The sequence below is a fragment of the Streptomyces sp. NPDC001292 genome (assembly GCF_042896465.1).
Lineage (GTDB): Bacteria > Actinomycetota > Actinomycetes > Streptomycetales > Streptomycetaceae > Streptomyces.
Window position 1 is genome coordinate 339,349 of the sequence record NZ_JBIAXG010000003.1, and the last position, 10,308, is coordinate 349,656.

General features: G+C 71.9%; 11 protein-coding genes. 8 read left to right on the forward strand and 3 right to left on the reverse strand.

From position 1 onward, the window contains the following. The first annotated feature begins 3 nt into the window (after nt 1–3). The 6 genes from rpe (at nt 4) to ACFY4A_RS06495 (ending at nt 4,638) form a co-directional block, all read left to right on the forward strand. Nucleotides 4–690, forward strand: coding sequence for a ribulose-phosphate 3-epimerase (gene rpe, locus ACFY4A_RS06470; RefSeq protein WP_390828249.1), 687 nt, complete (start codon nt 4–6; stop codon nt 688–690). Between the two features lie 79 nt (nt 691–769). Then, a complete protein-coding gene (locus ACFY4A_RS06475) occupies nt 770–1,813 on the forward strand; it encodes a sugar-binding transcriptional regulator (RefSeq protein WP_390828250.1) in 1,044 nt (347 codons plus the stop codon). A 37-nt stretch (nt 1,814–1,850) separates the two neighbouring features. Further along, nucleotides 1,851–2,252: a ribonuclease domain-containing protein gene (locus ACFY4A_RS06480; protein WP_390828251.1), complete on the forward strand. Its 402-nt coding sequence runs from the start codon at nt 1,851–1,853 to the stop codon at nt 2,250–2,252. Next, the gene (locus ACFY4A_RS06485) at nt 2,249–2,578 is read left to right on the forward strand and encodes a barstar family protein (RefSeq protein WP_390828252.1); all 330 of its coding nucleotides are present in this window, start codon (nt 2,249–2,251) and stop codon (nt 2,576–2,578) included. The genes ACFY4A_RS06480 and ACFY4A_RS06485 overlap by 4 nt, the downstream gene beginning before the upstream one ends. A 132-nt stretch (nt 2,579–2,710) precedes the next feature. Then, nucleotides 2,711–4,153 (forward strand): GuaB1 family IMP dehydrogenase-related protein, encoded by a 1,443-nt coding sequence (locus ACFY4A_RS06490; protein WP_390828253.1) that lies wholly within the window; start codon nt 2,711–2,713, stop codon nt 4,151–4,153. A 32-nt stretch (nt 4,154–4,185) separates the two neighbouring features. Beyond that, entirely contained in the window at nt 4,186–4,638 is a 453-nt protein-coding gene (locus ACFY4A_RS06495; RefSeq protein ID WP_390828254.1) for an Lrp/AsnC family transcriptional regulator, read from the forward strand. Nucleotides 4,639–4,868: 230 nt separating this feature from the next. Here ACFY4A_RS06495 and ACFY4A_RS06500 read toward each other — a convergent pair whose 3' ends face one another. Continuing rightward, nucleotides 4,869–5,333, reverse strand: coding sequence for a hypothetical protein (locus ACFY4A_RS06500; protein WP_390828255.1), 465 nt, complete (start codon nt 5,331–5,333; stop codon nt 4,869–4,871). A gap of 511 nt (nt 5,334–5,844) precedes the next feature. Here ACFY4A_RS06500 and ACFY4A_RS06505 point away from each other — a divergent pair. After that, nucleotides 5,845–6,633: a carbon-nitrogen hydrolase family protein gene (locus ACFY4A_RS06505; protein ID WP_390828256.1), complete on the forward strand. Its 789-nt coding sequence runs from the start codon at nt 5,845–5,847 to the stop codon at nt 6,631–6,633. A 58-nt stretch (nt 6,634–6,691) separates the two neighbouring features. Continuing rightward, on the forward strand, nt 6,692–8,404 hold the full coding sequence (locus tag ACFY4A_RS06510; protein WP_390828257.1) for a flavin monoamine oxidase family protein: 1,713 nt from the start codon (nt 6,692–6,694) through the stop codon (nt 8,402–8,404). A gap of 16 nt (nt 8,405–8,420) precedes the next feature. Here the strand turns inward: ACFY4A_RS06510 and ACFY4A_RS06515 are convergent, their stop codons facing one another. Together ACFY4A_RS06515 and ACFY4A_RS06520 are read right to left on the reverse strand one after the other, a co-directional pair. Then, entirely contained in the window at nt 8,421–9,350 is a 930-nt protein-coding gene (locus ACFY4A_RS06515) for an LLM class F420-dependent oxidoreductase (protein ID WP_390828258.1), read from the reverse strand. A 91-nt stretch (nt 9,351–9,441) separates the two neighbouring features. Beyond that, a complete protein-coding gene (locus ACFY4A_RS06520) occupies nt 9,442–10,107 on the reverse strand; it encodes a DUF5995 family protein (RefSeq protein WP_390828259.1) in 666 nt (221 codons plus the stop codon). Nucleotides 10,108–10,308 lie beyond the last annotated feature (201 nt).

Sequence of the window (10,308 nt, forward strand, 5' to 3'; positions counted from 1 at the left end):
GTCATGGCCGTGCAGATCAACCCCAGCATCCTGTCCGCCGACTTCGCGCGTCTCGCCGAGGAGGCGAAGGCGGTCGAAGGTGCCGACTGGCTCCACGTCGACGTCATGGACAACCACTTCGTCCCGAACCTCACGCTCGGCGTGCCCGTAGTGGAGTCCCTGGCCCGGGCGACGGACACTCCGCTGGACTGCCACCTGATGATCGAGCAGCCCGACCGCTGGGCGCCGCAGTACGTCGAGGCGGGTGCCTCCTCCGTGACCTTCCACGTCGAGGCGGCCGCCGCCCCCGTCCGGCTGGCCCGCGAGATCCGCGCCAAGGGCGCGCGGGCCTCGATGGCCCTCAAGCCCGCCACCCCCATCGAGCCGTACGAGGACCTGCTCCCCGAGCTCGACATGCTCCTGATCATGACGGTGGAGCCGGGCTTCGGCGGCCAGGCCTTCCTCGACATCATGCTGCCCAAGATCCGCCGCACCCGGGAGCTGATCGGCAAGCACGGCCTCCAGCTGTGGCTCCAGGTCGACGGTGGGGTGTCGGCCTCGACGATCGAGCGGTGCGCGGAAGCCGGCGCGGACGTGTTCGTCGCAGGCTCGGCGGTCTACGGGGCGCAGGACCCCGCAGAAGCGGTGCGTGCCCTGCGCGGTCAGGCGGAATCGGCCACCACCAAGGCCTCCTGGGCGTGCGGCCACTGAACAACGGCTACGTGAACGGCTCCCCATCAGGGCTGATCAAGCGCGCCGAATCTGCAAGGATGAACGGTGAATCCAGAGTGTGAACAGCAGTGAGGAGATCGCCGTGTCGGGTATGTCGGCGGGCCGGTCAGCCATGCGGATGGGACCCGCTGAGCTGGTGCAGGCGGCGGCCATGGCCCGCCGTTTCTACCTCGAGGGCAAATCGAAGATCCAGATCGCCGAGGAGTTCGGCGTCAGCCGCTTCAAGGTGGCCCGGGTCCTGGAGACCGCTCTCGAACGGGATCTCGTGCGCATCGAGATCCGCGTGCCGGCCGAGCTGGACGCCGAGCGCTCCGACGCGCTCCGCGCCCGGTACGGCCTCAGGCACGCCGTCGTGGTCGAGTCCCCGGCCGAGGCGGAGGAGACGCCCGACCCCGAGAACCTCGGCGAAGTAGCCGCCGACCTGCTCGGCGAGCTCGTCGACGAGGGAGACGTGCTGGGCCTGGCCTGGGGCCGGTCCACCATCCACATGGCGGCGGCCCTGAACCGGCTGCCGCCGTGCACGGTGGTGCAGCTGACGGGGGTGTACGACGCCGGAACGTCCGAGCGCGGCTCGGTGGAGGCCGTGCGCCGCGCCGCCCAGGTCTCGGGCGGCGACGCCCACCCCATCTACGCGCCGATGCTGCTGCCGGACGCGGCCACCGCGGCGGCGCTGCGCCATCAGACCGGGATCGCGCGCGCCTTCGAGTACTTCGACAAGGTCACGGTCGCCTGTGTGTCCATCGGTTCCTGGGAGCCGGGCATCTCCACGGTGCACGACATGCTCAGTGACGAGGAGCGGGCCCACTACGCCTCGCTCGGCGTCGCCGCCGAGATGGCCGCGCACCTCTTCGATGCCGAGGGCCGCCGGATCGGACGGGACCTGGGGGAGCGGTGCATCACGGTCAAGGCCGACCAACTGCGCCGTATCCCCGAGGTCGTCGCGATCGCGGGCGGGCAGCGCAAGGCGGCGGCGATCGACGCGGTGCTGCGGTCCGGCCTGGTCACCAGCCTGGTCACGGACACCTCGGCCGCGGACTACCTGATGACGGCGGGGCCCACCCCCAGGCCCGCTCTCAACAGGGCGGACCCGGACGGCCCCTGACGAGCCCGCGCGGGACGGCCGTGGGAGCATCAACGGCATGCTGCTGCGGTTCGTCCCCCGTGTGCTCGCGGGGCTCCTCGTCACGCTCGTCGTCCTCCTGACGGGCTGCTCGCCCTCCGGGCCGGCCGGTTCCGACCCCTCCGCCCCGTCGTGGGCCCGCGGGATGACCACGATCAGCCAGTCCCGGCTGCCGGCCGAGGCCCGGCAGACCCTGGACCTCATCGACAAGGGCGGCCCCTACCCGTACCGGCAGGACAACACCGTGTTCGGCAATTTCGAGGGGCGGCTGCCCAAGGAGCCGCGCGGCTACTACCACGAGTACACGGTGCGGACGCCGGGGTCGCGCGATCGAGGGGCCAGACGCATCGTCACGGGCCAGGGCGGGGAGTTCTACTACACCGATGATCACTACAACACGTTCCGGGCGGTTCTGAGATGAGCGAAGACCTGGCGGGCCGGGTCGTGGTCGCGCTGGACCTCGACGGTGTCACGGACAAGGCGGCACTGATGGACCGCGCCGCCCGTGCCCTCGCGCTGCCCGACTGGTTCGGACGGAACTGGGACGCGCTGGCCGACAGCCTGGGCGACGAGACCCTGTGGCCCGCCGAGGCCGTGGAGCGCGGAATGCTGATCGTGGTACGGGGCTGGAAGGCGTACGCGCAGGCCAGGCCGGAGGAATGGGAGATCGCCGAGGAGGTCTTCGCCGCCGCGGTGGACGGCCGGCCCGCCCTGGACGTCGCCCTCGCGCTTGGAGGTTCCTCCTAGGGGGCCGCAGGCAGGCCTGGACGTTTCGTCCGGGCATGACACGGCCCGCGCCATGGGAGAATGAAGTACGTGCTCTTTCCCCCTGGCGGACCTGCCCGGGGGTCACCTCTGATCGACTGGGATGTGCGGCACGTGCGTTTCCTCAATGACATCCAGCCCGCGTACGACCTGACGTACGACGACGTCTTCATGGTGCCGAGCCGCAGCGCGGTCGGCTCACGTCAGGGCGTGGACCTCAGCTCCCCGGACGGCACGGGCACCACCATCCCGCTCGTCGTCGCCAACATGACCGCCATCGCCGGGCGCCGCATGGCCGAGACCGTGGCCCGCCGCGGCGGACTGGTGGTCATCCCGCAGGACATCCCGATCGACGTCGTCACCGACGTGATCTCCTGGGTCAAGAGCCGCCACCTGGTCCTGGACACCCCGATCGTGCTGGCCCCGCACCAGACCGTCGCCGACGCCCTGGCCCTGCTGCCCAAGCGCGCGCACAACGCCGGCGTGGTCGTCGACGAGCAGCACCGGCCGGTCGGCGTGGTCACCGACCGGGACCTCACCGGCGTCGACCGCTTCACCCAACTCGAAGTGGTCATGAGCAAGGACCTGCTCCTGCTGGACGCGGACATCGACCCGCGCGAGGCCTTCAACACCCTCGACGCGGCCAACCGCCGCTACGCGCCCGCCGTGGACAAGGACGGCAGGCTCGCCGGCATCCTCACCCGCAAGGGCGCCCTGCGCGCCACGCTGTACACCCCGGCCACCGACGCCCGGGGCAAGCTGCGCATCGCCGCCGCCGTGGGCATCAACGGCGACGTGGCCGGCAAGGCCGAGCAGCTGCTCGACGCGGGCGTCGACACGCTCGTCATCGACACCGCGCACGGCCACCAGGAGTCGATGATCAACGCCGTCAAGCTGGTGCGCGACCTCGACCCGAAGGTGCCGGTCGCCGCCGGCAACGTCGTCTCCGCCGAGGGCGTCAAGGACCTGATCGAGGCGGGCGCGGACATCGTCAAGGTCGGTGTGGGACCGGGCGCCATGTGCACCACCCGCATGATGACCGGCGTGGGCCGCCCGCAGTTCTCCGCGGTCCTGGAGTGCGCGGCCGAGGCGAAGAAGTACGGCAAGCACGTGTGGGCCGACGGCGGTGTCCGCCACCCGCGCGACGTGGCGATGGCGCTCGCGGCCGGCGCGTCCAACGTGATGATCGGCTCCTGGTTCGCGGGCACCTACGAGTCGCCCGGCGACCTCCAGCACGACGCGAACGGCCGCCCCTACAAGGAGTCGTTCGGCATGGCATCCGCGCGCGCGGTCCGCAACCGCACCTCCGAGGAGTCGGCGTACGACCGCGCCCGCAAGGCGCTGTTCGAGGAGGGCATCTCCACCTCCCGGATGTTCCTCGACCCGGTCATGCCGGGCGTCGAGGACCTGATCGACTCGATCATCGCGGGCGTCCGCTCCTCGTGCACCTATGCCGGGGCCGGCTCCCTGGAGGAGTTCGCCGACAAGGCCATCGTCGGCATCCAGAGCGCGGCCGGCTACGCCGAGGGCAAGCCGCTGCACGCCAGTTGGAACTGAGCCGCCGAGTCCCGAGAAGTGATCCACCCACAGTGCTGAACGATCTCGACGAACGCATCGTGCACGCCCTCGCGGAGGACGCCCGCCGCTCCTACGCGGACATCGGGCAGCTGGTCGGCCTGTCCGCGCCCGCCGTGAAGCGGCGCGTGGACCGGCTGCGCGCCACCGGGGCCATCACCGGTTTCACCGTCCGGGTCGACCCGGCGGCACTCGGCTGGGAGACGGAGGGGTTCGTCGAGATCTACTGCCGCAGCAACACTTCCCCGGAGACCATCCAGCGCGGCCTGGAGCGCTACCAGGAGGTCGTGTCCGCCTCCACCGTCACCGGCGAGGCGGACGCGATCGTCCAGGTCTTCGCCGCCGACATGCGGCACTTCGAGCGGGTCCTGGAGCGGATCGCCGGCGAACCGTTCGTGGAACGGACGAAGTCCGTCCTGGTGCTCTCGCCCCTGCTGCGCCGATTCTCCTCGGGAGCGCCCGGCTAGGGTCTTTCGTTCGGATCGGGCCGGAGCAGGCAGCGGGGTCCGGTGCCGGGGGCACCTCCCACGCCCTTCAGGCGGTGGGGAAGGATCGTAAGGCGGGCGGCAGGGCGGAGCCCTGCCGCCCGACGACAACGCGGCTGGGGGTGCCCCCTGCTCGAAGAGCTTGGGGGAGCGGTGCCAGGGCCCGCGAGCCCGGCATGATCCAAACGAGAGCCCCCAGGTCTGGGGCCGCGTCAGCCCGTCGCCGCCCGGCGGCCGATCGCCGAGAGCAGGCGCCGCATCCCGGCCGCGTGGCCGCCCGTGCCGATCACCAGCGCCCGGTAGAGGCGGCCGGCCGGGCCGGGGAAGGCCGCCCGGGTCTCCGCGCGCAGGCGGGAGCGTCCCGGGCCCGCCTGCTCGAGCCGGAAGATCAGGGCGTACGACGAGAAGCGGTGCCGCCCGGTGAGCACCAACTCCTGCCCCGGGACGGCTGAGGCGACCCGGAAGCCCGGCACCGTCGAACCCTCGGCCAGCGGCCGCGGGCCGGACGCCGCCCGGTCCGCGCAGCCCACCACGCGGGCGTAACGGGTGGCCCCGGAACTCGCGAAGGAGCGGTCCAGGACATCCCCGATGCCGCGCCAGACGGCGTCGGCGCCGGCCGCGACGACGGTCGCGTGCTCGTCCACGTGAGGCAGGGCGGTGATGGCGGCAGGACGCATCGCGGTTTCCCTCGGTCGGCCGTCCGGTGGCCGGGCCATGGTCTCGCGGCCGGGGCGGTCCCGGCCACCCGCCGCGACGACGCCGATCGCGCCGGTGGTGCCTTGGACGGTCCGGTGGCGTCATGGAGTTCGCCCGGGCGCTGTGTCTGCGCGTGCCGCTCCTCCCCACCGCGGCACGGCCCGCGGTCCGTCGTGGAACGTGCGGCCGTCGACCTGCCGCCGCCCGGTCGTTCAGGTGCCGTTCGGGCGGCCTCGTCGGGGCCGGATCCGTCCCCGACGAGGCGTCGCGTGTCCTGCCGCACGGTCCGGCGTCCGGGCTGGAGTGGGCTGCGCACATGGTGATGTCGAGGGCCCCGAAGGCGTGCTGGAGGACCGCGCAACGAATCGCCGTCCATCTCCGGTCGTACGCAATGAACAGCTCACCGGCGCGCAACGGCTGCCGCTTGTTCGCCGAGGCCGCCGACCGTAGCGTCTAAGCGATCCCCGACCCCCGTACCGGTGAGGAACATCCATGCGCACCGCCCTGCTCCAGAGCTCCGGACGCCCCGGCTCCGTCGCCGAGAACCTCAAGGTCCTCGACACCGCCGCCGGCCGCGCCGCCGCCGCGGGTGCCGGGCTGCTGGCGACGTCGGAGCTGTTCCTGACCGGGTACGCGATCGGCGACGACATCGGCCGCCTGGCCGAGCCCGCCGACGGCGACTGGGCGGACGCGGTCGCGGAGCTGGCCTGCCGGCACGGACTGGCCGTCGCCTACGGCTACCCGGAGCGGGACGGCGAGACGGTGTACAACTCCGTGCAGCTGATCTCCGCCGACGGCATCCGCCTCGCCGACTACCGCAAGACCCACCTGTTCGGCGACTTCGAGCACGCCCGGTTCACACCGGGCGAGCAGCCGGTCGTCCAGGCGGAGTTGAAGGGACTGACCGTCGGCCTGATCATCTGCTACGACGTGGAGTTCCCGGAGAACGTGCGCGCCCACGCGCTGGCCGGCACCGATCTCCTCGTCGTCCCGACGGCGCTGATGCACCCGTTCCAGTTCGTCGCCGAGTCCTTGGTTCCGGTGCGCGCCTTCGAGAACCAGATGTACATCGCCTACGTGAACCGGGTCGGTACCGAGGGCGAGTTCGAGTTCGTCGGGCTTTCGGCGCTCGCCGGCCCCGACGGGGTGGCCCGCACCCGCGCCGGCCGGTCCGAGGAACTGGTCCTCGCGGACGCCGACCCCGCCTTCCTCGCCGCCTCCCGCGAGGCCAACCCGTATCTGGAGGGCCGCCGCCCCGGCCTCTACGGGTCCCTCGTCTGACCCCTGGACCTCTCCCCTCTCCCCTCACCGGTTCTTTCCTGCAAGGAGTCCGTACCCCATGACGTCCACGGTGCCCAACGCCGTCGAGCACGCAGACGAGCAGCAGCCGCCGATCACCATGTTCGGCCCGGACTTCCCGTACGCGTACGACGACTTCCTCGCCCACCCGGCGGGCCTCGGCCAGGTCCCCGCGACCGAGCACGGCACCGAGGTCGCGATCATCGGCGGCGGCCTGTCCGGCATCGTCGCCGCCTACGAGCTGATGAAGATGGGCCTCAAGCCCGTCGTCTACGAGGCCGACCGGATCGGCGGCAGGCTGCGCACCGTCGGCTTCGAGGGCTGCGACGAGTCGCTCACCGCCGAGATGGGCGCCATGCGCTTCCCGCCGTCCTCCACCGCCCTCCAGCACTACATCGACCTGGTGGGTCTCGAGACCCGGCCGTTCCCCAACCCCCTGGCCGAGGCGACCCCGTCGACCGTCGTCGACCTCAAGGGCGAGTCGCACTACGCCGAGACCATCGACGACCTGCCGCAGGTCTACCGGGACGTGGCGGACGCCTGGAACAGGTGCCTGGAGGAGGGCGCCGACTTCTCCGGCATGAACCGCGCCCTGCGCGAGCGCGACGTGCCGCGCATCCGCGAGATCTGGTCACGGCTGGTCGAGAGGCTCGACAACCAGACCTTCTACGGCTTCCTGTGCGACTCCGCGGCCTTCAGGTCCTTCCGGCACCGCGAGATCTTCGGACAGGTCGGCTTCGGCACCGGCGGCTGGGACACCGACTTCCCCAACTCCATCCTGGAGATCCTGCGCGTCGTCTACACCGAGGCCGACGACCACCACCGCGGCATCGTGGGCGGCTCGCAGCAACTGCCGCTCAGGCTCTGGGAGCGCGAGCCGGAGAAGATCGTGCACTGGCCCTACGGCACGTCGCTGAAGTCCCTGCACGTGGACGGCGAACCGCGCCCCGCCGTGACCCGGCTGCACCGCACCGCGAACAACCGGATCACGGTGACGGACGCGAACGGCGACATCCGCACCTACAAGGCGGCGATCTTCACCGCCCAGTCCTGGATGCTGTTGTCCAAGGTCCAGTGCGACGAAGCGCTCTTCCCGATCGACCACTGGACCGCGATCGAGCGCACCCACTACATGGAGTCCAGCAAGCTCTTCGTGCCCGTCGACCGTCCGTTCTGGCGGGACGAGGCCGTCGACGACAAGGGTGAGCCGACCGGGCGGGACGTGATGTCGATGACGCTCACCGACCGCATGACCCGTGGCACGTACCTGCTCGACGACGGCCCGGACAAGCCCGCCGTCATCTGCCTCTCCTACACCTGGTGCGACGACAGCCTGAAGTGGCTGCCACTGTCCGCGAACGAGCGGATGGAGGTCATGCTGAAGTCGCTGTCGGAGATCTATCCGAACGTCGACATCCGCAAGCACATCATCGGCAGCCCGGTGACCGTGTCCTGGGAGAACGAGCCCTACTTCATGGGCGCGTTCAAGGCCAACCTGCCCGGCCACTACCGCTACCAGCGGCGGCTGTTCACCCACTTCATGCAGGACCGGCTGCCCGAGGACAAGCGGGGCGTCTTCCTCGCCGGCGACGACATCTCCTGGACGGCCGGGTGGGCCGAGGGCGCCGTACAGACCGCGCTGAACGCGGTCTGGGGCGTCATGCACCACCTCGGCGGCGGCACCGACCCGGCCAACCCCGGCCCCGGCGACGTCTACGACGAGATCGCGCCGGTCGAACTCCCGGAGGACTGACGGTGGTTCCGAGCGGTCACACCCCGGCCGCCCGCGCCTTCTCGAACACCTCCGCGGCGACGTCCTTGAGCTCCTCGGCGTCCCGCAAGCCGCCCTGCACGTCGACCAGGATCTCCTCCAGGCCGATCGACGCGTGCGCAAGGAGGTCCTCGACGATCTGGTCCGCGTTGCCCTGGAAGGGCCGGCGGCCGGCGCCGTCGTACGCCTTGGCCGAGTACGCCGCGTTCACCCGCAGCACCGTCTGGATCGGCTGCTGCCGGCCCCGCTCGGCGGCCAGGTCCTGCAACGCGTCCCACTGGCTCGCGAGCTGCTCGACGCCCATGGCCACCGGCAGCCAGCCGTCGGCGTGCTCGACGAGCCGCTCCCGGGCCCTGCGGGTGCTCGCGGCCAGCAGGATCGGGATCGGCCGGGCCGGCTTGGGGCCCACCACGGCCGACTCGATCTTCGTGATGCGGCCGTCGTAGCGCACCGGGTCGGGCCCCCACACGGCACGGCAGACGTCGATCACCTCGTCCAGCACCCGGCCGCGCTCCTTGATCGGCCGGATCCCGGCCGCCGCGTACTCGTCCAGGGACCAGCCCGTGCCGAAGCCGGCGATCACCCGGCCGCCGCTGGCCGCGTCCAGCGAGGCGAGGGCCCTGGCGAGCTGGAACGGCACGTGCAGCGGCGCGACCAGCACGCTGCTGCCCAGCCGGACCCGCTCGGTGACCGCCGCGGCCAGGGTGAGCGTGACCAGCGGGTCGGCCACGTGCCGGTAGGAGTCGGGCCAGGGCAGGCCCTCGATGCCGTACAGCCCCTGCGTGGCGGGCTCAGGGAACAGGACCCGCTCGTACACCCACACGCTGTCGTAGCCGACGCGCTCCACCGCGCGTGCCACGTCGGGCACGTCCCTGCCGAGGTCGTACTGCCGGTTCTGCGGAAGACCGATTCCCAGACGGGTCGCCATGACGGTGCGCTCCTTCGTGATCGTCCGTGTCCCGTGGTCAACGTACAGTGACCACGGGGCAGTTCCGGGAAGGTGCCGGAGGATGTCCGGATCAGCCGGGCAGCGGCGTGAGCATCATGCGGCAGTCGAAGCCGACCGCCGCGTCCAGCCGCCGGCCGAACTCCTCGGCCACGTCGGGCAGTCGGCGCAGCGCCCACAGCGCCCGGGCGGCCGACCAGCTCGCCTCCCGCGCCCGTTCCAGGTCCCACGAGCCGAGCAGGTGGGTGAGCGGGTCGGCGATCCGGAGCAGGTCGGGGTCCGGCGCCAGATCTTCGCGGACGCGTTCCTCCAGCGACAGGAGGATGTCGCCCACGCGGTCGAACTCGCTCTCCAGCTCGGCCGGTTCGCACTGCGCCGCCCGGCAGGCGTCCACCACGGCGAGGGCCAGGTCGTGGCCGATGTGCGCGTGGACGCCGGCCAGCGCGAACTGCGCCGGCCGCACCCCGGGATGCCCGCGGAACTGGAACACCGGCCGCCAGCAGGCGGGCGGCCGCCGCCCCTCGGCGGCCGCGTCCACGGCGGCGAGGTACCGCCCGGCGAACGGGACGTCCAGCGTGGTCGCCGGCCACCGGTCGGCCGCCTCGGTGGCGGCGAGGTAGACGCGGTGGAAGACCGCGACCCCGTCGCGCTCGGGCAGCGCGGCGCCCAGGTCGCGCATCCGGGCGACCACCGCGTCCACTGCGTCCGGGCTGTGGGTGAGTTGTGCCGATTGCCCCATGGGGGCAGCGTCCCAGGCCCGGGACGGCCCGGGCGCCGACGGGCCCGGCACTTCCCCGGAACGAGGGAACACGCCCGTCGTACGGGCCCGGGCGGAGGGGCGGCCTCTAGGGCGTGTTTCGAAAGTAGCGCCGTCCGCCCGGAGGGCGGGCCCCGCGGCGTCTGGTGCGGTGCATCGCAAGGCGGAGGGTCGTCCGCGTAC

Coding starts and splice junctions, on each gene's coding strand:
- ACFY4A_RS06520 (WP_390828259.1), bottom strand. CDS start 10,107: ATGGGGCAATCGGCACAACTCACCCACAGCCCGGACGCAGTGGACGCG.
- ACFY4A_RS06510 (WP_390828257.1), top strand. CDS start 6,692: ATGACGTCCACGGTGCCCAACGCCGTCGAGCACGCAGACGAGCAGCAG.
- ACFY4A_RS06485 (WP_390828252.1), top strand. CDS start 2,249: ATGAGCGAAGACCTGGCGGGCCGGGTCGTGGTCGCGCTGGACCTCGAC.
- ACFY4A_RS06480 (WP_390828251.1), top strand. CDS start 1,851: ATGCTGCTGCGGTTCGTCCCCCGTGTGCTCGCGGGGCTCCTCGTCACG.
- ACFY4A_RS06505 (WP_390828256.1), top strand. CDS start 5,845: ATGCGCACCGCCCTGCTCCAGAGCTCCGGACGCCCCGGCTCCGTCGCC.
- ACFY4A_RS06500 (WP_390828255.1), bottom strand. CDS start 5,333: ATGCGTCCTGCCGCCATCACCGCCCTGCCTCACGTGGACGAGCACGCG.
- rpe (WP_390828249.1), top strand. CDS start 4: ATGGCCGTGCAGATCAACCCCAGCATCCTGTCCGCCGACTTCGCGCGT.
- ACFY4A_RS06515 (WP_390828258.1), bottom strand. CDS start 9,350: ATGGCGACCCGTCTGGGAATCGGTCTTCCGCAGAACCGGCAGTACGAC.